23 protein-coding genes and 1 tRNA gene are annotated in these 23607 nt (G+C 64.2%); 11 read left to right on the top strand and 13 right to left on the bottom strand.

Annotated features, from left to right (window positions below; all coding sequences use genetic code 11):
• Window positions 1–6: 6 nt before the first annotated feature.
• From mnmE to QU596_RS09140, 5 genes are read left to right on the top strand one after another with little or no spacing between them, the layout of a single operon-like run.
• Window positions 7–1296 (top strand): tRNA uridine-5-carboxymethylaminomethyl(34) synthesis GTPase MnmE, encoded by a 1290-nt coding sequence (mnmE, locus tag QU596_RS09120; RefSeq protein WP_308515152.1) that lies wholly within the window; start codon window positions 7–9, stop codon window positions 1294–1296.
• Between the two features lie 37 nt (window positions 1297–1333).
• The gene (gene mnmG / locus QU596_RS09125; protein ID WP_308515154.1) at window positions 1334–3010 is read left to right on the top strand and encodes a tRNA uridine-5-carboxymethylaminomethyl(34) synthesis enzyme MnmG; all 1677 of its coding nucleotides are present in this window, start codon (window positions 1334–1336) and stop codon (window positions 3008–3010) included.
• Window positions 2992–3612 carry a 16S rRNA (guanine(527)-N(7))-methyltransferase RsmG gene (gene rsmG, locus QU596_RS09130; protein WP_308515156.1) on the top strand — a complete coding sequence of 207 codons (621 nt, stop codon included), beginning with the start codon at window positions 2992–2994 and terminating at the stop codon, window positions 3610–3612. The genes mnmG and rsmG overlap by 19 nt, the downstream gene beginning before the upstream one ends.
• Entirely contained in the window at window positions 3609–4391 is a 783-nt protein-coding gene (locus QU596_RS09135) for a ParA family protein (protein WP_308515157.1), read from the top strand. Before rsmG ends, QU596_RS09135 begins: the two co-directional genes overlap by 4 nt.
• Complete coding sequence (locus QU596_RS09140) at window positions 4388–5299, top strand: ParB/RepB/Spo0J family partition protein (RefSeq protein ID WP_308515158.1); 912 nt, start codon at window positions 4388–4390, stop codon at window positions 5297–5299. Before QU596_RS09135 ends, QU596_RS09140 begins: the two co-directional genes overlap by 4 nt.
• On the opposite strand, the gene holA is transcribed toward QU596_RS09140, so the two are convergent.
• From holA to QU596_RS09160, 4 genes are read right to left on the bottom strand one after another with little or no spacing between them, the layout of a single operon-like run.
• A complete protein-coding gene (holA, locus tag QU596_RS09145; protein ID WP_308515160.1) occupies window positions 5300–6316 on the bottom strand; it encodes a DNA polymerase III subunit delta in 1017 nt (338 codons plus the stop codon).
• Window positions 6313–6807, bottom strand: coding sequence for an LPS assembly lipoprotein LptE (gene lptE, locus QU596_RS09150; protein ID WP_308515162.1), 495 nt, complete (start codon window positions 6805–6807; stop codon window positions 6313–6315). Before lptE ends, holA begins: the two co-directional genes overlap by 4 nt.
• A complete protein-coding gene (gene leuS / locus QU596_RS09155; RefSeq protein ID WP_308515164.1) occupies window positions 6804–9323 on the bottom strand; it encodes a leucine--tRNA ligase in 2520 nt (839 codons plus the stop codon). Before leuS ends, lptE begins: the two co-directional genes overlap by 4 nt.
• A 9-nt stretch (window positions 9324–9332) precedes the next feature.
• Entirely contained in the window at window positions 9333–9767 is a 435-nt protein-coding gene (locus QU596_RS09160; protein ID WP_420030908.1) for a DUF3576 domain-containing protein, read from the bottom strand.
• Window positions 9768–9950: 183 nt separating this feature from the next.
• On the opposite strand from QU596_RS09160, the gene QU596_RS09165 reads away from it, so the two are divergent.
• Entirely contained in the window at window positions 9951–10673 is a 723-nt protein-coding gene (locus QU596_RS09165; RefSeq protein ID WP_308515167.1) for a porin, read from the top strand.
• On the opposite strand, the gene QU596_RS09170 is transcribed toward QU596_RS09165, so the two are convergent.
• Window positions 10663–11109: a thiamine phosphate synthase gene (locus QU596_RS09170; protein WP_308515169.1), complete on the bottom strand. Its 447-nt coding sequence runs from the start codon at window positions 11107–11109 to the stop codon at window positions 10663–10665. The genes QU596_RS09165 and QU596_RS09170 overlap by 11 nt on opposite strands.
• Window positions 11110–11132: 23 nt before the next feature.
• Here QU596_RS09170 and QU596_RS09175 point away from each other — a divergent pair, with 23 nt between their 5' ends.
• The gene (locus QU596_RS09175; protein WP_308515171.1) at window positions 11133–11789 is read left to right on the top strand and encodes a YggS family pyridoxal phosphate-dependent enzyme; all 657 of its coding nucleotides are present in this window, start codon (window positions 11133–11135) and stop codon (window positions 11787–11789) included.
• Window positions 11790–11791: 2 nt separating this feature from the next.
• Window positions 11792–12460, top strand: a complete 669-nt coding sequence (locus tag QU596_RS09180) for an HAD family hydrolase (protein ID WP_308515173.1) — start codon at window positions 11792–11794, stop codon at window positions 12458–12460.
• Here the strand turns inward: QU596_RS09180 and ribA are convergent.
• The 4 genes from ribA to QU596_RS09200 all read right to left on the bottom strand — a co-directional run bounded on the left by ribA (window position 12457) and on the right by QU596_RS09200 (window position 17507).
• Window positions 12457–13443 (bottom strand): GTP cyclohydrolase II, encoded by a 987-nt coding sequence (gene ribA, locus QU596_RS09185; protein WP_308515175.1) that lies wholly within the window; start codon window positions 13441–13443, stop codon window positions 12457–12459. The genes QU596_RS09180 and ribA overlap by 4 nt on opposite strands.
• A gap of 68 nt (window positions 13444–13511) precedes the next feature.
• On the bottom strand, window positions 13512–14294 hold the full coding sequence (locus QU596_RS09190; protein WP_308515177.1) for an exodeoxyribonuclease III: 783 nt from the start codon (window positions 14292–14294) through the stop codon (window positions 13512–13514).
• 199 nt (window positions 14295–14493) lie between these two features.
• On the bottom strand, window positions 14494–15099 hold the full coding sequence (locus QU596_RS09195) for a LolA family protein (protein WP_308515179.1): 606 nt from the start codon (window positions 15097–15099) through the stop codon (window positions 14494–14496).
• 83 nt (window positions 15100–15182) lie between these two features.
• Window positions 15183–17507: an FtsK/SpoIIIE family DNA translocase gene (locus tag QU596_RS09200; protein ID WP_308515181.1), complete on the bottom strand. Its 2325-nt coding sequence runs from the start codon at window positions 17505–17507 to the stop codon at window positions 15183–15185.
• A gap of 96 nt (window positions 17508–17603) precedes the next feature.
• Between QU596_RS09200 and QU596_RS09205 the strand changes: the two genes are divergently transcribed.
• Window positions 17604–18818 carry a UbiH/UbiF/VisC/COQ6 family ubiquinone biosynthesis hydroxylase gene (locus tag QU596_RS09205; RefSeq protein ID WP_308515183.1) on the top strand — a complete coding sequence of 405 codons (1215 nt, stop codon included), beginning with the start codon at window positions 17604–17606 and terminating at the stop codon, window positions 18816–18818.
• Here QU596_RS09205 and QU596_RS09210 read toward each other — a convergent pair whose 3' ends face one another.
• Together QU596_RS09210 and QU596_RS09215 are read right to left on the bottom strand one after the other, a co-directional pair.
• Complete coding sequence (locus QU596_RS09210; protein ID WP_308515185.1) at window positions 18819–19454, bottom strand: LON peptidase substrate-binding domain-containing protein; 636 nt, start codon at window positions 19452–19454, stop codon at window positions 18819–18821.
• Window positions 19451–20341, bottom strand: a complete 891-nt coding sequence (locus QU596_RS09215) for a tetratricopeptide repeat protein (RefSeq protein ID WP_308515187.1) — start codon at window positions 20339–20341, stop codon at window positions 19451–19453. Before QU596_RS09215 ends, QU596_RS09210 begins: the two co-directional genes overlap by 4 nt.
• Window positions 20342–20510: 169 nt before the next feature.
• On the opposite strand from QU596_RS09215, the gene QU596_RS09220 reads away from it, so the two are divergent.
• Window positions 20511–20585: transfer RNA gene (locus QU596_RS09220), tRNA-Gly, on the top strand.
• 107 nt (window positions 20586–20692) lie between these two features.
• Window positions 20693–22132, top strand: coding sequence for an NAD-dependent succinate-semialdehyde dehydrogenase (locus tag QU596_RS09225; protein ID WP_308515189.1), 1440 nt, complete (start codon window positions 20693–20695; stop codon window positions 22130–22132).
• 15 nt (window positions 22133–22147) lie between these two features.
• On the opposite strand, the gene QU596_RS09230 is transcribed toward QU596_RS09225, so the two are convergent.
• Window positions 22148–22951 carry a hypothetical protein gene (locus tag QU596_RS09230; protein WP_308515191.1) on the bottom strand — a complete coding sequence of 268 codons (804 nt, stop codon included), beginning with the start codon at window positions 22949–22951 and terminating at the stop codon, window positions 22148–22150.
• Window positions 22951–23607: a uroporphyrinogen-III synthase gene (locus tag QU596_RS09235; RefSeq protein WP_308515193.1), complete on the bottom strand. Its 657-nt coding sequence runs from the start codon at window positions 23605–23607 to the stop codon at window positions 22951–22953. The genes QU596_RS09230 and QU596_RS09235 overlap by 1 nt, the downstream gene beginning before the upstream one ends.

Here is a 23607-nt window from a genome sequence, read left to right on the forward strand (position 1 = left end):
GCTGGCATGGAAAAGGTTGGGTCAACGCCGCCGACGATTTTCGCGCTTTCCAGTGGCAGCCCTCCCGCCGGGATCGCGGTGATCCGCATAAGCGGATCGCGCGCCCACGAAGCCGGCAGACTTCTCGCGGGAAACTTGCCGGCTGCCAGGATGGCGGTCGTCCGCGAGATCCGGAATCCGGTCAGCAGCGAATTGCTCGATGAGGCGCTGGTTTTGCGCTTCGATGGACCCGCCAGCGCAACCGGAGAAGACGTCGTGGAGCTGCATTGTCACGGCGGGCGCGCGGTGGTCGATGCCGTGGTGGAAGCGCTGTGCAGGGTTCCCGGCCTGCGGGAGGCGGTACCCGGCGAGTTCACGCGCCGGGCATTCGAGAACGGCCGCGTTGATCTGACCGAAGCCGAGGGGCTAGCCGATCTCCTGGAGGCGGAGACGCAGTCTCAACGCCGCGCGGCGTTGGCGGTTGTCGAGGGAGGTCTGCGTAAACAGATTGCGGAGTGGCAGGATCGGCTGCTCGCGCTGTCCGCGATGGCGGAGCGCGCGATCGATTATGATGATAACGATGAAGCCGTAGATCCAATGCTCACCGATGGGTGCCGCCTTTTGGCTGCCGACCTTGCGACGTGGCTCGATCAGCCGCGGGTCGAACCACTAAAACAAGGCCTGAGAGTCGTGGTAGCCGGCCCGCCAAACGCGGGAAAGTCTAGTCTTATCAATGCATTGGCCGGTGAAGACCGAGCAATCGTAGCGAGCGTTCCAGGAACGACGCGTGACGTGATCGAGGTACCGCTGTCGCTTGACGGGGTCCCGATCGTCCTAACGGACACTGCAGGGCTCAGAGAGAGCAGCGATCCGGTCGAGACGATCGGTATTGCGAAAGCCGAACAGATGCTCGCCGCCGCGGACGTCTTGTTATGGCTTGGCGATCCGAATCTTGCTCCTGATCACAAGCGTAAAATACTCGTCGCATCCAAGTCTGATCTGGCGCCGGTTGAGCCTCCCATTGGGTTGCCAGTGTCCACGCATACTGGCCAGGGTTTGGATAGACTGAAAATGGAGGTTTTGAAGTTGGCCCGCGCGCTGCTGCCAGGTGAAGACGCGGTGGCGCTCAATCGTCGGCAAGCGAGCCTCCTAGCGAGAGCGCATAATAGCTTGCGTGAAGCAGGCGAACAGCGCGACTTGCCAATATTGGCCGAGGATTTGCGGGATGCGCGGGCGGCATTTCAGCAGATTACGGGTCAGTCGGGAGTTGAGAACGTCCTAGACCAATTGTTTGGACGATTCTGCTTGGGGAAGTGATGTTCCACGTGGAACGATTTCCCGCTAATCGGTCGTCATGTACGATGTCTCGGTTATCGGCGCAGGCCACGCGGGTTGCGAAGCGGCAGCGGCGGCGGCTCGTCGGGGTGCACGAGTAGCCCTTCTAACCTTTCGGGAGGCGGACATTGGCCAAATGTCATGCAACCCTTCGATAGGAGGGGTCGGCAAGGGTCATCTTGTGCGGGAAGTCGACGTGTTCGACGGCTTGATGGCGAGAGCCGCGGATCGCGCGGCAATTCACAGACGAATGCTCAATCGCAGCAAAGGTCCGGCGGTGTGGGGGCCGCGCGTTCAGGCTGATCGACGTCTGTATCGCGAAGCTGTCGTGGAGATGCTTGCTGGATCGTCCATCGATCTGATCATCACGGAGGCGACTGGGCTTCGTTTGGATAGCGGGCGCGTAGTCGGGGTGACGACCGCCGATGGGGACATTGAATGTCGTGCCGTAGTTCTCGCAACCGGCACCTTCCTGGACGCTAAAATGTTCGTCGGTGCCCAGACCGAAGCGGGTGGCCGACGGGGCGAGCGAAGCTCTGGACCGATGGCCAGCCTGCTGCGCGAGCTTGGACTGGGGCAGGGGCGACTGAAGACAGGGACGCCGCCGCGTCTCGATGGTCGAACAATCGATTGGTCGCGTCTGCAGGATCAGCCCAGCGATGTGGAAGCATGGCACATGTCAGCGCTCGAAACCGGAGCGTCCATTCCGCAATTGTGTTGCGCCATTTCTCGAACGACGAAGCACACCCACGAGATCATCCAACAGAATTTTGATCGTTCGCCTCTCTTCTCCGGCGACATCGAGGGGCGCGGTCCGCGCTATTGTCCCTCGATTGAAGACAAGGTGAAACGCTTTCCTGACCGGGACGCGCATCAAATTTTCCTTGAGCCGGAGGGTCTGGGCGATCCACTCGTCTATCCCAACGGCATTTCTACGTCGCTTCCGGTCGATGTTCAGCAGGATTTCGTCCGGTCCATCCCGGGTCTGGAAAGAGCGGCCATCGTGCGGCCGGGCTATGCGGTCGAGTATGAGTTCGTCGACCCGCGACGGCTGGGGCAAACATTGGAGACAAGGGAGATCTCCGCGCTGTTCCTCGCCGGCCAGATCAACGGCACGACGGGTTACGAAGAGGCCGCCGCCCAAGGTCTGGTGGCAGGCCTTAACGCTGCTGCTACCGCGCTCGGCGTGGCTCCGGTGAAGTTCGACCGGCGAACCTCTTACATTGGCGTGATGATTGATGACCTGACGCTGCAAGGCGTCAGCGAGCCATACCGTATGATGACCGCCCGCGCCGAACACCGGCTGTATCTGCGTGCAGACAATGCGACTTCACGGTTGGGCGAGGCGGCCATAGAGGCCGGATGTCTTACGCCCGCGCGCCAGACCCAAGTTGTGACCCACCTCGGTAGCCGCAATAGCCAGGCGTGGGGGGACACCGCGGAAGGTCGTGCGGATGCCCTCTATGCACCCTATGTAGAGCGCCAACGGCGTGAGTGGGAAACAGTCCGTCGCGATGCGGCTGTCGCTCTTCCGCCAGGCTTCGATTTCGGTGTCGTTCCCGGACTCTCAACTGAGATGGTGGAGCGATTAGAGGCAGCCGGTCCTGAAACCCTTGATCAGGCGTCGCGGGTTCCAGGGGTCACTCCAGCAGCCCTATCGGCGTTGTACGTGGCTGTATGTCGCAGAGCCGCCTGATATCGCGCTTATCCGCCGCGGTAGGGCGCGATGTTTCACGTGAAACATTTGAGCGGATATCTTGCTACGTCGCGCTATTGAGAGAGGAGGCTGGGCGTCAAAACCTTATCTCGCCGTCAACCCTCGATCAGCTGTGGGAGCGTCATATTATCGATTGCGCACAGTTGGTGCGGTTCGAGCGCTATACAGGGGCGAGTTGGGCGGACATTGGCTCTGGCGCGGGCCTTCCGGGGGTCGTTGTGGCTTGCCTGGCGGAGGGCCAAGTCTGCCTGATTGAGCCGCGACGGCTAAGGGCCGAATTTCTCCACAAGATCGTGGAGCGCCTCGATTTAGCGGCGACGGTTCTTCCAATGAAGGTCGAGCGCGCTTCTGGCAGGTTCGAAACGATTACAGCGAGGGCCGTCACGAGGCTCGCCGATCTGCTGGCGTTATCCTCGCATTTGTCCACAAGAAACACCGTGTGGGCGCTTCCGAAGGGCAAAAGCGCCCTGATGGAACTGGCCGAAGCAAGGAAGCAGTGGCAAGGTGTGTTTCACGTGGAACATAGCGTCACGGATCCAGAATCTCGCATCATCGTGGCGACGGGAGTGGCTAGAAGATGATCCGCATTGCGGTTGCGAACCAGAAGGGCGGCGTTGGCAAGACGACGACCGCGATTAATCTTGCGACCGCGTTGGCGGCGATCGGCTGGCGGGTGCTGCTGGTCGATCTTGACCCGCAGGGAAATGCGTCGACCGGGCTCGGAATTACGCATGCGCAGCGAGAGCGCTCAAGTTATGATGTGCTGATCGGCAGCGCTTCGCCAACCGACGCGGCAGTTGCGACGCGTGTACCCAGACTAGACCTGCTCCCTGCCACTCAGGATCTTTCCGGAGCCGAGGTGGAGATGGTCGGCTTGGATGATCGTGCGCATCGGCTGGACAAGGCTCTTTCGTCGGCGCCGGTCGGCCGCTGGGATATCTGCCTCATCGATTGTCCCCCGTCCTTGGGACTGCTCACCGTGAATGCGCTCGTCGCGGCGCGCCACTTACTAGTGCCGCTTCAGTGCGAATTCTTTGCGCTCGAGGGTCTGAGTCAGCTTCTTCAGACCGTTGAGCGCATCCGGGTCGCATTCAATCCTGATCTTTCGATCCTGGGCGTTGCCCTGACCATGTTCGATCGCCGCAATAACCTTTCGCAGGCGGTAGCAGAAGATGTGCGCGCTTGCCTGGGCGCGGCGGTGTTCGACACCATCGTGCCGCGCAATGTTCGACTGTCGGAGGCGCCAAGCCACGGCTTGCCCGCTCTCATTTACGACCTGAAGTGCCCCGGCTCGGAAGCGTATCTCCGACTTGCGCGCGAGCTCATCGGCCGGTTGCCTCAATTGGCGGTAGCCGCATGAGTGCTGAACGGCCGGCCAAGGGGCTTGGAATGGGCCTGCAGGCGCTCCTCGGCGAAGCTGGCGCTTCCCGACGTCCGGCCGATGAGGCTAGCCAGCAACAGGGCAGGGGCGGCGTGCGGGAAATTGATCTGGCCGAGATCAAGCCGAGCCCGACCCAGCCCCGCGTGCATTTTGACGAAGAGGCGCTGGACGAGCTCGCCGAATCCATTCGTCAGCGCGGCGTCCTGCAGCCGATCCTTCTGCGCGCGGAAGGCGACGGCTACATCATCGTTGCCGGTGAACGACGCTGGAGGGCGGCGCAGCGCGCCCGCATCCATACAATCCCGGCAATCGTTCGTGAGATTGATGATTCTACCCAGGCCGAGCTCGCGTTGATCGAGAATATCCAGCGGCAGGACCTGAACCCGCTAGAAGAGGCCGAAGGATATCGCCAGCTCATCGAGCGTCACCAGCACACCCAAGAAGATATTGGCCGGATCGTTCACAAGTCGAGAAGCCACGTCGCTAACCTATTGAGATTGCTCGACCTTCCCGAATATGTGCGCGACTCGCTCCTGCGAGGCGATATCAGCATGGGTCACGCGCGGGCAGTCGCCGCCAGCGTCGATCCAGAGGAGCTCACGCGTGAAGTCGTCGCCAAGGGGCTCTCGGTCCGGCAGACGGAGGAGCGGGCGCGACGAGAGCGGAATCGCCCCGGTCCCGGCGCCGATATTGGTCGCGCCAGCGCCCGCAATGCCGCAAAGGCCGTTAACGCCGATATCGAGGCGCTTGAGCGCCAGCTAGGTGATGTTCTGGGACTCAAGGTGCAAGTCACGCACAAGGGGCAGGGTGGCAATGTGTCACTGCACTATTCGAGCCTCGACCAGCTCGACATGATTTGCCAGCGATTGTCCGGCGAGCCCATTTAGCTAGAGGCTGCGCGCCTTGCGAGCAATGGCGAGCAACTCTTCTCCCAGCGCCTCTCGTTCGGGCGCATCGGTAAACATCAATGACCGCTCCAGCCTGCTTGCCCGCTCTGTCACAATGGCGAGATCCGCGGCTTTCCATCTCGAAAGCATCCGCTGAATTCTTGCTTTTTCCTTGAAAAAGACGGCGCGGCCAAGTGACGTCATGACGGCATCGACGCGCTCTCCTCGCTCAATGCGCGCTCGCGCCGGGGCCAGCATCAGCAACCGCCGCTGCAAGGACCGCACGACTGGGATTGCCTCCGCTCCCCCGGTTGGCAGCCGGACTAGCTCTTCGGTCAGTTCCGCGATGTCGCCTCCCAGGGCCAAGTCCGCAAGGCGTAGAAAATCGCTCTCCGCGCTCTCGGCGCCCACGTCGTCAAGCGCATCGTGCTCCAACTCCTTCGGCGCATGTGGAGAGGCGTCAAGGTAAAGGGCGAGCTTCTCAAGCTCGCGGAGCACAATGGCCTGATCATTGCCGCAAGCATCCGCGAGGCGAGCAGCGACCGGAGCGCTGACCTTCAGCCCCACCCGGCGCCCAAGATCCGCGACCATTCGCTCGGCATCCTGACCTTCGGGCGCATAGGAGGCGAACGCGGCCGCCAATGGCGAGGATTCCGCTATCTTCAGGAGCGAAGAGGCTTTCGTCAGGGTCCCCGCAATCGCCACGACGAAATTCTCAGGCGGCGGGCCCTCCAGTAACGCCGTTATGCCGTCCTCGATGTCCTTTGTCGCCGGTTCGATCCACACGACGCGCGTGCCACCAAACAAGCTCAGCGCGCCCGCCTGATCAACCAGCGCTGCGGGGTCGGATTTGATCGCGCCGGAAGATAGCAAGATGCGGCTTGCCTGTTGTCCTTCGGCCAGACGCGCGGCGAGAGCGCGTGACTGTCCTTCGTCCGGCCCGTGGAAGAGATAGAAGCGAATGTCGCGGCTGGGCTGGTCCAGTGCCCGGGTCAGGTTAGCCTTGCTAAGCTTCACTTCGCCCCGGCTGTGCGCGACGCGTAGAGCGCCAGACGCGCGGTGATCTGATCTGCGACGGTATCGGCCAGATTCTCAAGCGCGGTCTGTTCGGCAGCCACGGTGGCGTATTCCGAACTGACGATGTCGATACCCATGTCGGATCCGGCAGTGGCATCGAGGACGACCATTCCGCTGCGGCTGTCGACGAGCTGGTAGCGGGCGCGCAGCGTTCGCCGCTCCTGCGTCGCTGCCCGGTCGCTGCGCAGACCAAACGAGGTGATGTTGTCGTCCAGCTTCACTTCGAGGCGATATGCCGAATTGCCTCCTTCCGCGCCCAGCCGATCGATCAATTTGTTGCGCACGAGCCATCCGGCCTGCCCATCGATCGGCGCCACCGACACGGAGCGCAGCGCGCTCGCCACGGGTCCGCTGCTTCCGCCACTATAGACGGGCGTGAGACCGCATCCCGTCAAGGCAATCATAGCAAAAGGCGGAAGGAGCCGCTTCATGCGACGATATTCACCAAGCGGTCGGGCACGACGATCACCTTGCGAGGAGCGGCGCCGTCGAGCTGCCGCTGAACCTTTTCCGATGCCAGCGCCAACGCCTGTGCAGCAGCGCGATCGAGCCCACGTGGCGCGCTGAGCGTGTCGCGGAGCTTGCCATTGATTTGCACGGCGAGGGTTATTTGGTCGTCTACCAGCAATGCAGGATCAAACGTCGGCCATCGCGCATCGACAATCATGCCCGTTTCGCCAAGGGCCGCCCACGCTTCTTCCGCCAGATGTGGCGCCGCGGGCGCCGCGAGCAGGACTAGAGTCTTCACGGCCGGGCGCCGAGTCGCGGAAGGTGGCGCTTTCTCGATGGCGCTGGTCAATTCGTACAGCTGCGCGATCGCCTTGTTAAACTGCAGACCCTCGATCGCTTCGCCGACGGCGGAGACAACCCGATTGACCTTGCGCTCCAGGTCACGATCATCGCCCTCACCATCGGCCACTGTAGTCGCCAGGCGCCAGACGCGCTGCACGACGCGCGCGGCGCCTTCGATGCTGGCTTCCGACCATTCGAGGTCGCGTTCGGGCGGGCTGTCGGAGAGCATGAACCAGCGCACCGCGTCCGCGCCGTATTTGGCGAGGATCGGCTCGGGATCGACCGTATTGCGCTTGGATTTGGACATCTTCTCGACGCGGCCGGCGGTGACCGGATGTCCACTTTCGATGTGCACCCAGTCGTCGCCTTCCTTGCGGACTTCGCCTGGGCTCAGCCAGCTGCCGTCGCCGGCGCGATAGGTTTCGTGCGTGACCATGCCCTGGGTGAAGAGGCCGTTGAACGGCTCAGCCATGCCGATGCGGCCGATGTGCTGGAGCGCGCGTGTCCAGAAGCGGGCATAGAGCAGGTGCAGGATCGCATGCTCGACGCCGCCGATATATTGCGCGACGGGCAGCCATTTTTCCGCTTCGGCGCGGTCGAACGGCTTGTCGCCCGGCTGGCTGGCGAAGCGAATGAAGTACCAACTTGAGTCGACGAACGTGTCGAGCGTGTCCGTCTCGCGGGTCGCCTGACCATTGCAGCTGGGGCAGTCGACGTGCTTCCAGGTCGGGTGCCGCTCTAGGGGGTTGCCCGGCTTCTCGAAATCGATGTCGTCGGGAAGCACGACCGGCAGCTGCTCGCGCGGAACCGGAACCGGGCCGCAGCTGGCGCAATGGATGATCGGAATCGGCGTGCCCCAGTAGCGCTGGCGCGAAACGCCCCAGTCCCGGAGCCGGTATTGCACCGTGCCATGACCCCAGCCGGCTGACTCGGCGCGGCGAATGATTTCCGCCGCCGCCTGCTCGGTGGTCAGGCCGTCGAGAAACTCGGAATTGACGGCGACGCCTGCCGCGTTCTCCGCCTCGTTGCCGATGGGCTCAGACGCGAGATTCGGCGCGAATGCAACAACGCGGCGAACGGGCAACTGATACTGCCTCGCAAATTCGAAATCGCGTTGATCGTGGCCTGGGACACCGAAGATTGCACCCGTGCCGTAATCCATGAGCACGAAATTCGCGATGTAGACTGGCAGGCGCCATTGCGGGTTGAGTGGATGAATGGCCTCGACAGCGGTGCGAAAGCCCTTCTTCTCCGCAGTCTCCAGCTCGGCGGCGCTCGTGCCGCCAGCCTTACACTCGGCAATGAAGGCCGCCGCGGCAGAATCCGCTGCTCCCGCGGCCTGCGCAATCGGGTGATCGGCTGCCACGGCGACGAAACTGGCGCCGAAAATGGTGTCCGGCCGCGTTGTGAAGACCTCGACGGAATCGCTCCCGCCAATTGCTTCGGCGAGGCGGAAGCGAAACTGCAGGCCCTGGCTCTTGCCGATCCAATTCTCCTGCATCAGCCGGACCTTTTCCGGCCATGCGTCGAGACCTTTCAGCCCTTCGAGCAGGTCGTCCGCGAAATCGGTGATCTTCAGGAACCACTGGGCAAGCTTCCGCCGCTCGACCTGTGCCCCGGACCGCCAGCCCTTGCCGTCGATGACCTGCTCGTTGGCGAGCACGGTCATGTCGACCGGGTCCCAATTGACCTCGCTCTCCTTGCGATAGACCAGGCCGCCCTCGAACAGGTCGAGGAAAAGCGCCTGTTCGTGTCCATAATAGGCGGGGTCGCAGGTCGCGAGCTCGCGGCTCCAGTCGAGTGCGAAGCCGATCTGCTTCAGCTGCTCGCGCATCGTCCGGATGTTCGCCCACGTCCATTCGCCCGGATGGACCTTGCGCTCCATCGCCGCATTCTCGGCCGGCATCCCGAACGCATCCCACCCCATCGGGTGCAGCACCTCGTGCCCCTGCATCCGACGGTAGCGCGCGATGACGTCGCCCATCGTGTAGTTGCGGACGTGTCCCATGTGAATGCGCCCCGATGGGTAGGGGAACATCTCCAGCACGTAGGTCTTGGGCTTGTCGCTTTCGCTGTTTGCGCGAAAGCTCTGCGCCTCGTCCCAGCGCGCCTGCCAGCGACGATCGGCTTCAGCCGGGTTGAAGCGGCTGCTCATTGCAAGAAACTAGCCGCGGACGGCGGCGCGGCGCAGGTCGCGAGCACGGGTCAGGATGATGTCCTCCAGCTTCTGGACCGTCGCGGCCGAAACCGGCGCATCGACCCACGCGCCGTTCTGGTTGACCTGGCGGGCTGCGGAAACGCGCAGGGCGTCAGCGCGCAAATCCGGATCGAGCACCGCCACGGTGAGCTTCACCCGCTCGCCCGGCGCGCGCGGATTGGCATACCAGTCAGTGATGATCACGCCATTCTGCGCATTAGCCTGCAGCAGCGGCGCGAAGGAAACGGTATCCACCGCAGCGCGCCACAAATAGGAGTTGATGGCCAGCGTCGTCACCTGCGACGGCGCCATGGTCGTGGGCAGGTCGCGATTGCGCGCGCAGCCGGCGGTGGCGAGGGCCAGAACCATCACGGCGGCGGCGGTCGTTTTGAGGCGGTTCATCAAAGGTCCTTGATAGACGAACTATGGGTTGAGCGGCGTTATAGATGGTCGATGCGCACTCGCAAGCTGTCCCATGCGGGGAAGCGATTGTGCCCTGAAGGCAACAGGCGCGGGATGAATCGATTCCGCTCATGGAACCCAAGGGCGAGTCTATCTATATCGACTCGTGACAGGGAGTTTGGATTGCTCAGAGTCGCGCAGAAGAAGGCAGGGAAGTGGGTTGCGGCAGCCGCCGCGGCCGGCCTCGTGCTGACTCCTGCGATTGCGGCCAATCTGCCGGGCACCAAGAAGAAAGCGCCGGCGATTGCGTTGAGCTTCGATCCCGTGTCCTCATTCACGCCGGCGAATGCGGATCCCAAGCTTGCCGCGGCACTTGCCGGCAAGGGTCTCGCGCTGACCGACTTCAAGTTTACGCCGGCACCGGCCAAGGGTCGTCCTTCACAGGTGCGGGTTGCGATCCGGGCGCGCGTTGCGACCCCGGCGCAGACCCAGCTCGCCAGCGTCGCCGCGCCGACGGCGGCGGTGAATGCGCTGACGCCGACGGGCTACAACCTCGGTGTTGCCGTGGGTTGGAAGCGATTCGCGGTGTCGGGTGACGTCGCGAAGGCCGAGAGTGCCGACAAGGCGATTGGTGGTCGCGAGACCGCGGTGCTTGGCGTCAGCTATTCGCTTAGCAATAAGCTGAGCACGCGCGTTGCTGTTGGTGCCGAACGCAGCACCGGCAATCCGCTGCCGGCGCTTCGCCAGGGCGATAAGGTTTCGGTCGACGCCGGTGCTTCCTACTCGCTATCGCGGCGCCTCGCTCTCACCGGCGGCGTCCGTTACGACCGCGAGCGGGCCTCGACGCTGCGTGATGACCGGCGCGATAGCCAGGCGGTCTACGTCGGCACCGCGTTCAAGTTCTAAACCCCGAAATTCCTGCCCACCCGATGAAGCCGAGCGGCGCGATTTTCGCGTAACGCCGCGCATTCATTCCACCGAGTGCGATCGCCGTCCGATTGGTGAGACGAGCGAGGGTGGCCGCGCGCATGCGCGGCATGGGCTGCCAGTCCGGATGGGTGCGCGTGGCATTGATCGGGGAGATCAAGATGATGGGCGAGCGGCGGCCGAGAGCCCGCCGCAGTTCACGCATATCGTGCACGCGGAACGACGCACCCGCCTTCTCTTCGATCAGGGGAAGCGCTCGGCGCCGGGATAGTCGCTTCACTTCCGTCCGTACGCCTGTCGGAACGTCCGGCAGGAGCAGCAGTCCGTAATGTCCAGTCCGCTCGCGGATGTCGGAAAGCGTTTGCGAACCGGTTACGATGAACCAGCGTTCCGGCAATGTCTGGCGGCGTGTCACGCCGCTTCCTATAGCGCAGGTCAATGAGCAGTCCCGCCCAACGTCGCCAGCAGATTTTGGATGACATCGCCCGCGCGGCGATCGTGGCCAAGCGCGATCCCGCCGATGTGCAGCTGATCGCCGTGAGCAAGGGCCATCCGGTTGAGCTCATCGAGCAACTGATCGACGTCGGCCAGCGCGACTTCGGTGAAAATCGCGTGCAGGAAGCGCTGTCAAAGTGGCCTGCGCTCATCGCCAGGTATCCGGACCTCCGGCTGCACGGCATCGGCCAGTTGCAGTCGAACAAGGCGGCGGAGGCGGTGCGGTTGTTCGACGTCATTCACTCGGTCGATCGTGTCTCGCTGCTCGACGCTCTCGCGAAGGAGGCTGTCAAGGCGGATCGGCGGCCGGCCGTCTATGTTCAGGTGAATATCGGCGAGGAACAGCAAAAGGGTGGCTGCCCGATCGATGAAGTCGGACCCCTGATCGAAGCGGTACGCGATTCCTCGCTTCCGCTTGCGGGCTTGATGGCCATTCCGCCGCAAGGCGTTGAACCATCGCCGTTTTTTGCCCTGCTGGCGAAGATTGCGCGACGTCATGACGTCAACGGTCTCAGCATGGGGATGTCGAGCGACTATAAAGCCGCAGTGATGCTTGGGGCCACTGCCGTGCGTGTCGGCAGCGCATTGTTCGAAGACTGAGCGTGCGGCCGCGGGCAATCATCTTCGACTTCGACGGCGTGCTGCTGGAGAGCGAGCTGGAATTCAACCGGATCGCTGCCGATCTGCTCACCGAACTCGGACATCCCGTGACTGTCGAGGAGGCGCTAACTCACTTCGTTGGCCTTAGCGGCAAGGACGTGGTCTCGGCGATCGAGAGCAAGATCGGTGCGCCGCTCCCGGCCGACTATCAACCGCGGATGAAGGAAAGCGGCCGGCGCGTGCTGCGCGAAGGCATTGCCGCCGTGGCGGGTGCAATCGAGTTTGTGCGATCACTTCCCCCGGAGATGCCGCTTGCCGTCGCTTCGTCCAGCTCAACGCGCTGGATGCAGGGTCACCTCAATCATCTCGGCTTAGCCGACGCTTTCGGCGACCACCTTTACAGTGGCGCCGAGCATGTCGAGCGCGGCAAGCCCGCGCCGGATCTTTATCTCCACGCGGCGCGCTCGCTTGAGGTGTCGATCGACGAGTGCGCGATCATCGAGGATTCGCGCGTCGGCGCGACGGGCGCGCTGGCGTCGGGCGGGCGTGTCATCGGGCTGGCGGCAGGGTCGCATTGTCTCGACGGGCATGCGGACATGTTGCGGGCCCTTGGCGTTAAGGACATTGCGCACAGCTTCGCGGATGTCTCGCGACTGCTCGGACTGGCTTAGCCGCCCAAGTGACCGCTGCGCCGCTGCTTCGTGGCGATATAGTCTGCGTTGTGCGGGTTGGTGGGCATATGATGCGCCACTCGCTCCGCGACCCGGATTCCGGCGGCCACCAGGCCATCGACCTTGCTGGGATTGTTCGTAAGCAGGCGAACTTCGTCGATGCCTAAAGCGCGGAGCATCGCCGCGGCGGGTCCGTAATCGCGGAGGTCGTCGGCAAAGCCGAGCCGCTGATTGGCGTCGACAGTATCGAGGCCCCGGTCCTGCAACGCATAGGCGCGAACCTTGTTGGCCAGACCAATCCCGCGACCTTCCTGTCGCAAGTAGAGGAGCACGCCGCCGCCGGCTTCGCCGATGATCCGGAGCGCCTCTCGAAGCTGCGGTCCGCAATCGCACTTGAGCGAACCGAACACGTCGCCGGTCAGGCACTCGCTGTGCAGGCGCACCAGTGGCGGGCGGCCGCCGAACGCGCCAATGACGAGCGCGATATGCTGCTGGCCATCGTCCATCGCGCGAAAGGCGACGATCTGCGTTGGGGGCAAGTCGTCGAGCGGGAGTTTCGCGCGAGCCACGATCTCCACCTTGGGATTCCGGCGCGCCTCCTCGATGTCCGCCACGCTGACGGCGGTCGTCGCCGCTGTCGGGTTGAGCAGCCAAAGGGCGGGCAGCAACCCGGCACTCCGGGCGAGATCCAGCGCGGCACTTCCGGTCTCAGCGCAAGGCGTGCTGACTGGCTGGAGCGGTCCCGCCGGCGCGCGTTCAACGTCACGGCCGGGATCGGCCAGCGCCAGGGCCGTACGCGCATCGAGCCAACCGGCCCGAGCGATAACGACCGGGGCGGCGGGATCCGCAGCCTCGCGTTCATTCGCCAGGTTCAGGGCGGCAGCGCGCTGGCCGCTGATCAGCAAGTGCGCTTCGTGTTTTGGATCGAGCAGATCCAACAATTCATGCGTCGCGGTTTCCACGGCGAGCACCGCGACCGGCATCGTTCCGTGAATCCGCACCGCCCGCCCAGCACGCAAGCTCGCGATCGCGGCGCGGACGGGGCTGTGTGTCAAACGTCGATCTCGCAAATCAGCGGGACGTGGTCCGACGGCCGTTCCCAGTTCCGGCACGGTTCAAGCACGGCATGGGCCTTGAGGTGACCCGCGAGCGTCGGCGAGGCCCACATGTGATCAAGGCGGCGGCCACGGTCATTCTTCGTCCAGTCGGGTGAGCGATAGCTCCACCAGGTGAACAGCCGCTCGGGCGGGGGCACGAACCTGCGGCCGATATCGATCCAGTCATGCGCCTGCTGCAGCCGGCCGAGCGCCTCGACCTCGACCGGCGTGTGGCTGACGACGTTGATGAGCGCCTTGTGACTCCACACGTCGCACTCCAGCGGCGCGACGTTGAAGTCGCCGACGATGATGGTCGGCTCGCGGAGCCCCTCGGACCAGCGGGTCATGCGCTCGATAAAGTCGAGCTTCTGCCCGAACTTGGGATTGAGGTGACGGTCAGGTGTGTCGCCTCCCGCGGGGACGTAAACGTTCTCGATGCGGATGCCGCATTCGAGCCGCGCGCCGATGTGCCGCGCTTCGCCATTGTCCTGCCAGTCGTGCTTGCCCGGATCCGCGAGCGGAACGCGGCTCAGGATCGCGACGCCATGGTGCATACGCTGTCCGTTGAGCTGGCGGTGCTTGTAGCCGTGACGGTCGAACATCTCGGTCGGGAAGATGCCGTCCACGACCTTGGTCTCCTGCAGGCACAGGATGTCCGGCTGCTGCTCGACGATCAGCCGTTCGACCAGCGCGGGACGCGCGCGGACCGAGTTGATGTTCCAGGACGCAATCTTCACGGCTGCCGCTTAGCCTGCCCCGCCCAGAATACGAAAGGCCCCCGCTCCGGGGGCATGGAGCGAGGGCCGACCGAGCGTAAGTCACGCAAGGGATCCCGATCGCAAGGGTAACAGGGGGAAACCCCAAGCCACAGGATCACGATGCCCCATATGACGTCTCCCCTGACGCCGCGATGAACAAGTCGCAAAAAGAAACGAATTATCGCTTCTTCTTTGGCTCCGCGTAGGTGAACGCGCTTTCGGGCACGGCGACATTGAAGCGGACGTTCGTCAATTTGACTGTGGTGCGGTTGTTTTGCGGGTCAATGGCCGTCCAGCCGTAGAGCTGAAGCCCGCCCGGAGCGGACGCGTTGCGCAGAAAGGCGAGCGTCAGCTGGCCATATTGCCCAGCGCTTTTGGCCCGGGCGACGACGATGCGGTTGTCGGTACTCGGCAGGATCTCCGCCTTGCCGTTGAAGTCCGGCGATCCCGACAGAAGCGGTCCGAGCGGCGTCCGCGACAGCGGCCAACTCGACTTCTGCCCGACGGTATAATCGAGGAAGGTCAGTCGCTTGCCGTCGGCGACCAGCAGGAGGTCGTTGCCGCCATATTGGAAGCGGATGCGGCCAGGCCGTTTCATCTGCAGCGTGCCAGTCGCAGCACGGCCGCGAGCATCGATCTGCGTAAAATTGGCAGTCATTGTCTGGACGCCAGACAGGTGCGCCTTGAGGCGGGCGAGGTCGGGCGATGGGGCCGCCGCGCTGGCCGGGACCGCGGCGACGATGGCCGCTGGAACAAGGGCGCGCGCAAAGGACTTGCTGAACATTCAAAACTCCTGGGATTTTGCCTGTCTTCTGGCGTTCCGGCTTTGAATGCGGACTGAACCTTTCGGTTCCGGCACGTTCAGGCTCAGATCGGATGCCCGTCAGGATCGATCAGGACTTCGCGGCGACCGACGTGGTCGGGCTGCCCGACCAGGCCCTCTTTCTCCATCCGCTCGATGAGCCGCGCAGCGCTATTATAGCCGACGCGAAGCTGCCGCTGGAGGTAGGAGGTCGAGGCTTTCTGGCTTTCGGCGACGATCTGAACCGCCTTGCGGAATAGCTGGGTCTCGGCGTCGTCCTCGCCTGTCGGCTGGCCGTCGAACAGGTAGCCGCCGTCTTCCGGCTCCTCGGTGACAGCCTGAACATAGTCCGGCGCGCCCTGACGCCGCCAATGCTCGGCGACCGCGCGGACTTCCTCGTCGCTGACGAACGGTCCGTGGACGCGGATGATCTGCTTGCCGCCGGGCATGTAGAGCATGTCGCCCTTGCCCAGCAGCTGCTCCGCGCCCTGCTCACCAAGGATGGTGCGGCTATCGATCTTGCTGGTGACCTGAAAGCTGACGCGGGTCGGCAAATTGGCCTTGATGACGCCGGTGATGACGTCGACCGACGGCCGCTGCGTCGCCATGATCAGGTGGATGCCCGCAGCGCGCGCCTTCTGCGCCAAGCGCTGGATCAGGAACTCGACCTCCTTGCCGGCGGTCATCATCAGGTCGGCGAGCTCGTCGACCACAACCACGATCTGCGGCAGCACGTCATATTCCAGTGCTTCGGTTTCGTAGAGCGGCTGGCCGGTATCGGCGTCGTAGCCGGTCTGGACGCGGCGGCCGAGCTTGGCGCCCTTGGCGCGCGCCTCACGCACCTTGGCGTTGAAGCTGGGCAAAGCGCGGACGCCGAGGTTCGCCATCATGCGATAGCGCTCCTCCATCTGCTCGACGGTCCATTTGAGCGCGCGGACAGCCTTGCCGGGTTCTGTCACGACTGGCGACAGCAGGTGCGGAATGTCGTCGTAGATGCTGAGCTCGAGCATCTTAGGATCGATCATGATCATCTTCACCTGGTCCGGCCCGTAGCGGTACAGGAGCGAGAGGATCATGCAGTTGAGGCCGACGGATTTGCCCGATCCGGTGGTGCCGGCGACAAGCAGGTGCGGCATCGGCGCGAGGTCGGCTATGACCGGATCGCCGGCGATATTCTTGCCGAGGATCAGCGGCAGCGACATGTTCTGATCTTCGAACGCCTGGCTTCCGACCAGTTCGGACAGCGACACCATCTCGCGCTTCTGGTTGGGCAGTTCGATGCCGATGACGCTTCGACCCGGGATCGTCGCGACGCGTGCCGACAGCGCCGACATGTTGCGAGCAATGTCATCGGCCAACGCGATCACGCGGCTCGATTTGACGCCGCTCGCGGGTTCCAGCTCGTACATGGTGACGACGGGTCCGGGGCGAACCTCGACGATGTCGCCGCGAACCTTGAAGTCTTCGAGGACGGTCTCGAGCAGGCGGGCGTTCCGTTCGAGGCCGGCGCGGTCGATCTGTTGGCGGGTCTCCTTGGGCGGCGGGGCCAGCAGGTCAATGGTCGGCAGTACGTAGCTGTCGCCAAGGGCCAGCGTCGGCTGCGCGCTTGACGGCTTGCGGCCGGCCGGCTTGGCCGCCGGAGCGACGGCGCGAGCGGGTTCGGCGACCGCTACGGTCGGCTTGGGTCGAGGCGGCGCAGCCGCGGCAGGACGATCTTCCACGATTTCCGTACGACGCGGTGCGGCGCGACGTTCGCGCGGCTCGCGCTGCACCAGACCACGAAGCCAGCCCCGCTCTTCTTCGGCCAAGCCTAGGGCGAAGAAGCCGACGGCAAGACCCGCCAGACCAAACAGCAGCAACAGCGCGAGGCGTGCAGGGCCAGCGATCTGTGCGTTAGGAATCAGGTTCACTAGCGCGTCGACGCCATGTGCCGCGCCCAGGCCGAGGGCACCGCCCCAGCCTGAAGGCAGGCCTGAAACTGCGGAAGCACTCGTGAGGCCTAGAGCGACACCGAGCAGCACGGCGCCGACCGCTGCCAGCAACAACCCGCGGCCAATTCCTGCGACCGGTTGAAGCCGTAAGAGCCGCAGGCCGGCGATCGCGACGACCGGGACGAACAGGGCTGCGCCAAGCCCGAAGAGAAGCAGCAGGATGTCGCTCGAATAGGCGCCGACACTGCCCAGCCAGTTGGTGGGCGGTCCGCCCGCGGCGGTGCTCAGCGACGGATCGTTGGGATTATGCGTCGCCAGCGCGAGACCGCCGGCTACGCTGACAAGGAGCAGCAGCACGCCTCCTGTGCGCACGAAGAATCGCCGTGCCGTTTCGCGCAGCGAATCCCGCCAATCGGGCGCCAGTTCTCGCTTGGCGGCGCGCGTTGCAACCGTTGCCATGTCCCACCCTTCCTTCCCGGCTAGATTCCCCCACGCGGACTCCGCGGTCAAGCGAAGTCGTGGCGTCGCTGCGACGAAGCGGCTAGGGCGTGGCGAATGGAGCGCAGTGACGTGATCATCCTAGGCGGCGGGCTGGTCGGCCTGACCATGGCCGCCGCGCTAGACTCGAGCGGCCTCTCCGCCATCGTGATCGACCCCGCCGATCCCGCGCCGCGCAGCGAGGCAGCGTTCGACGGCCGCACCAGCGCCGTCTCGTCCAGCTCGATGCGGATGCTCGAAACCATCGGCGTCACCGCGCACCTGGGAGCGCCCGGCTGCCCGATCCGCCGCATCGCGGTCGCCGACGGACTGAAGCCGGGCGCGCTGCATTTCGATGCGGATGAAGAAGAGCCGCTCGGTGTGATGCACGAAAACCGCCACCTGCGCCGGGCGTTACAGGCGCGCGCCGAATCTGGCGCCAACATTCAGCTTCTCTGGAAATCGCGTGTCGCGAAAATCGATCGCGGTGAGCACGGAGTTCTGGTTGCGTTCGAGGATGGCCGCCGCTTGACCGCGCCGTTGCTGATTGCCGCCGATGGGCGCAATTCGTGGACGCGCGAAGCGGCCGGCATCAACATCGCCCGCTGGAAGTATGACCATCAGGCGATCGTCTCAGTGCTGCGGCACGAACGACCGCACGACCACGTCGCTTACGAGATTTTCTTTCCGAGCGGACCGTTCGCGCTACTGCCGATGAACGACGATGGCGTCGGTCACCGGTCGGCGATTGTTTGGTCGGTCCCCAACGGCGACGCCGCAGGCTGGCTGTCGCTGAGCGACGCAGATTTCGCCGCCGAAGCCGAAGCGGCGATGGGCGGCTTTTTCGGCAAGGTCGAGATGCTCGCGCCGCGTTCGTCTTTCCCGCTCGGCTTCCACCATGCGGCGCAGATCACCGCGCAGCGGCTGGCGCTGATTGGGGATGCGGCGCATGCGATTCATCCAATCGCTGGGCAGGGTTTGAATCTCGGCTTCCGGGATGTTGCCGCGCTTGCCGAAGTGCTTGTCGAAGGCGCGCGGCTCGGGCTCGATCTCGGCGATCAGCAGTTGCTGACCCGCTATCAGCGCTGGCGCTCGCTCGATGCGCTGTCCGTAGCCTTTGCCACGGACAGCCTGACGCGCCTTTACGGCGTGCCCGGCGCCGCAGCGTCGGCAGTCCGCCGTTTCGGAATGGGAATCGTCAGCAAGATTTCGCCACTGCGCGATCGGCTGAAGAGCGAAGCGCAAGGAACGAGCGGCACGCTACCGCTGCTGCTTCGAGGACTGGCAATCTAATTATTGAAGCGTCGGTTCGATCTCGACGCCGCCGTTCACCGCCATCCGGTGGAATTGCATCAGCTGGACCAGGAGATCGGCGCGGCCGTTGAGCGAGATTTCTTCCAGCAGCGCCTGCTTGGCGCCGACGTCGAAGGGCGCGACCTGTGCAATCGCGTTGACCAGCATCTCATCGTCCAGGCGCGCGACGGCCGCCCAGTCCACCGCCAGGCCCAGGGCATCGCCGAGCTTGCGCGCCTCGCGCTCGACCTCGGCGCGCTGGATCATCGGTAGTGCATCGGGCTCACTGTCATTAAAGGCTGAGATGTCGACTTCGGCGCACCGGTAAAGCGTGTCGTTCTCGATCTCGCGGATGAGCCGGAATCGGTTGGATCCCAGCAGGACGATGTTGAACCGTCCGTCGTCCATCTCCTCGACGCCGACGATTTCGCCAACGCAGCCGACGCCGTAGAGTGGCGCCTTGTTGTCATCGTCGTAGCGCTGCGGCTGGATCATGGCGATCTGACCGCCGCCGTCGATCGCATCGCGGGTCATCTCGCGATAGCGCGGCTCGAAGATGTGGAGTGGAAGCTGCGAGCGCGGGAACAGCAGCGCGCCGGACAGCGGGAAGATGGGAACGCGGAGCGTACGGCTCATGTAAAGAGCAGGGCCGACAGGCGACGCCGCTGCGTGCTTGACCAGGGATCCTCAAGGCCTTGAGCCTCAAGCAACTGCAGGAAGCGCTGGCGAGCAGCACCGTCGTTCCATTCGCGATCCCGCCGGATAATCTCGAGCAACGCATCGGCGGCGGCATCGCGATCACCATCGGCCATTTTCGCGTTCGCGAGTTCTAGTCGCGCCTCATGATCGTCGGGATTGGACGCGAGTCGAGAATCAAGCCCGGACGTGTCGGCCTTTGGCGCCGACGCAATCTCAAAGGCCGCTCGCGCCCGGCTGATCTCGGGCTTCTTCCGCAGATCCTCCGGGAGACTTTCGAGAATGTTGTCGGCTTCGGTCAGCTCGTGGCCGGCAACGAGCGCGCGAATCAGGCCGCCAAGCACCTCCGGATTGTCGGGCGCCATCTCGCGCACCTGCCGGAAGACGTTGGCGGCGCGCGGCGGGTCGCCATCGGCCAGGATCTGCTCACCCATGGCGATCAGCGGCTCGATTTCGGCCTTCGGCGTTGCGCCTTCGGGCTCGATCTTCAGCTGCGCGAGCAACTGGTCGAGCGCCTTCTTGATCTGCCCCTCGCTGCGATAGTTGGTCAGATCTGCGACCGGCTGTCCGCGATAGATGGCGTAGACGGTGGGGATCGACTGGATGCGAAACTGCGCCGCCAGCATCTTTTCCTGGTCGACGTCGATCTTGGCGAGCTTCACGCCCTTGGCGGCATAGTCTTCCGCGACCTTGTCGAGCACGGGCGACAGCTGTTTGCATGGCCCACACCATTCCGCCCAGAAATCGAGAATCACGAGCGCCGTCATCGACGGCTCGATCACGTCGCGTTCGAAGCGCTCGAGCGATTCGCGCTCGGCTTCGGTCATTCCCAGGGTAGCCACGGCCTTGCTGCACTCCTCAAACGCGGGTTGAGGCCCATATGGGCGGGTGTCGAGGCGGTCACAAGCTTGCGCGAAAGGTCCCTTGCGAATGCGCGCATCCCCATGCTAGGCGCGCCGCCTCACCCCGCCGGACCCGTTCCGGCGTGATCGCCGAGCGGGCGTAGCTCAGGGGTAGAGCACAACCTTGCCAAGGTTGGGGTCGAGGGTTCGAATCCCTTCGCCCGCTCCATTTCCTCATAACCGGAACGTTTAGCGCGATCAGCGCCGCATGATCGGCACGCCGCTGTCTTGGTTGCGAAGTGCAACGGGTCTAGGGCTCCGGCAAAGGAGTCGGATATGAACGACCAGGCCCAACTGACCCGCCCTGCCAGCGACGATCGTCTGCAGACCGTTAACCCCGCAACGGGCGAGCCGGGCAAATCCTATGAACTGCACACCCTCGACGAGGCCTTGGACGCCGCGCACCGGGCGCATGATGCTCAGCGCGAATGGCGGCGGACGTCATTCGCCGAGCGCTCGCAAGTCTTTCACGAGGCCGCCGAGATCCTCCGCGCGCGGAAGGACGAGTTCGCCCGGCTGATGACCGAGGAGATGGGCAAGACCATCACCGACGGCCGCGCTGAGGTCGAGAAATGCGCTTTCCACTGCGACTGGTTCGCCGATCACGCGGAAGGATATCTGACGCGGCAGGAGGCCGACATCGGTGGCGGCGAAGCGTTCGTCACCTTCAACCCGATCGGCATCGTGTTGGCGATCATGCCGTGGAATTTTCCGTTCTGGCAGGTGTTCCGCGCGGTCGCGCCGGCGCTGATGGCCGGCAACGGTATGCTGCTGAAGCACGCCAGCAACGTTCCCGGGTGCGCGCTCGCGATCGAAGACGTGTTGCACGGGGCGGGCGTTCCCAAGGACTTGTTCCGGACGCTGCTTCTGCCGACCAAGCATATCGAAGCACTAATCAAGAGTGATCATGTCGCCGCGGTTACGCTGACTGGCAGCGTGGCGGCCGGGAAGGCGGTTGCCAGCGAATCGGGGGCGGTGCTGAAGAAATGCGTGCTGGAGCTGGGCGGGTCAGACGCTTATGTCGTGCTGGAAGATGCCGATGTCGAAGCGGCGGCGAAGGTCGCTGCGAAGGCGCGAATGGTGAACGGCGGGCAGAGTTGCATCGCCGGCAAGCGCTTCATCGTCGTCCGCGACATCCTCCCGCAGTTTGAGGCGGCGCTGGTCGAGGCGATGCGCGGTTTCGTCATGGGTGACCCCAACGATGAAGCCAGCCAGTTCGGTCCGATGGTCAGCATCAAGGCGCGCGATGAGATCCACGAGCAGGTCAAGCAGAGCGTCGCCAACGGTGCGCGGCTGCTGCTCGGCGGCGAAAGGCCCGACCGGCCTGGCGCTTGGTATCCGGCCACCGTGTTGACCGACGTCCGCGCCGGCCAGCCTGCCCACGATGAGGAAGTGTTCGGCCCGGTTGCGGCAATTATTGCCGCCGCCGACGAAGCCGACGCGATCCGCATTGCCAACGACAGCGAGTTCGGGCTCGGCTCGGGCGTGTTGACGTCCGACCTCGACCGGGGGCGGCGCATTGCGGCCGAAGAACTCGAAGCGGGTATGAGCTTCGTCAACGAGAACGTCCGCTCGGACTCACGCACGCCGTTCGGCGGCGTAAAGCACTCGGGCTATGGCCGCGAATGCGGCGTCTTCGGCATCCACGAATTCGTCAACATCAAGACCGTGCACGTGAAGCCGGTCGAGAGGGCCGCACCCGCCAAGGTCGAATAGGCTGACGTCACGACGTCACTGAGCTGGAGGCGTGCCCCCCGTCATAAGCGCCGCCGATTCGATCTCGTCGAGCGCGCGATGGACCGCGACGTAACGTCGCGCTTTGGTGGTCCACGCAGATGCGCTCGCCGCACCAGGCAGCCGCATCGTCTCTGCCAACGCCTGATCGGCATCGCCCGATTGAAGCATCAGCAGTGCTTGATTGTAACGCGCTTCCGTCGTGGTTGCAGGGCGATCGGCGCGATGCACCTGGATCAGCGAACCCAGCTCCCGTTTGGTGTTTGCCCACCAGCTATCCTGGGGACCGCCGCTGCGCAGATCCGGGGCCAGCAATTGATATTCTGAGATCAGGTCGTTCAGGCGCACCGGCTGATGCGATCCGGTTATGATCGTCGCCACGGCTGCCTGGTGTTGGGCAGCGAAGCGTGCGGTGAGCAGGTTTTCGAGATAGCCAAGCGCGACGCCCCGATCGATCGCGCGCCGGGCGGCGAAGGCGATGACCAGCGCATCGGCCCGGCCGGCTGAACCAGCGGCCCGCTCGGTCGCATTTTCGACCTGCGCAATCCGGTTTTCCAGCTGGGCAATCTGCGGAGGTGTTGGCGTAGGCGCCGGTTGTGTGGAGGGCTGCTGCGTCGCAGCGGGAGCCGGGCTGGTGATCAATGCCTGCGACGGTTTCGGCGCGATCCCGAAAAAGCGGGCTGCCGGCTCATAGCGTGCGAGAGACCAGACGGTGGCCGCGGCGCCGGCTAGGATCAGGATGAAGGCGATGAGCAGCCGTGCGCCCCACCCCATCCCACTGGGAGTTCCCGAACCATTCATTACGGGCGCGGCTTGTTACACAGGCGAGCGGCCAGCGCCAGCAACGCCTCGTCGGTCGGATGCTCGGCCACTTCCACTGCGCGCCAGCCGTCGCCAGCCGCATCGGCGGCCGCCTGGCTGATGGCGATTATCGTCAGAACCGATTTGTCCTGCGTCAGTTCTGACAGCCGGGCTCCAGCACGCGCGGAATGGATCAGCGCCGCGTCCGCATCCGGAAATTCGACATCATCGACCGGTTTGGAGCAATACACGGGAATCTCCGTGATTTTCTGCCGCGCTCCATTCGAACTACGACGATCGACGCCGCAGAGATGAAGTAACCTGAGGTCCGGCTCGATTGACCCGAGCAATCGCTCAACGCCCGCATCGCCCGTCGCGGCCACATCGAAACCCGCCTCGCGTGCTGCCTGCGCAGTCGCGTTGCCGACCACGTAGGCCTTGAGTCCGCGCAAGGCCTGGAGCCCGTCGCCGCCGTGCCGCAAAGCATTGGCGCTGGTCAGCAAGATCCCATCAAAGCCTGACGCCTGTGGAACGTCCCATTCGAGCGGCTCGACGACAAAAAGCGGGGTTGCGACAGCGTCCAGTCCCTGTGCGCGCGCCCGCTCGATAGTCGCGCGGGCGCCGGGCTCCGGACGCAGGACCAGCAAGCGCGCCAT

Origin of the sequence: Sphingomonas flavescens (genome assembly GCF_030866745.1) — a bacterium.
Lineage (GTDB): Bacteria > Pseudomonadota > Alphaproteobacteria > Sphingomonadales > Sphingomonadaceae > Sphingomicrobium > Sphingomicrobium flavescens.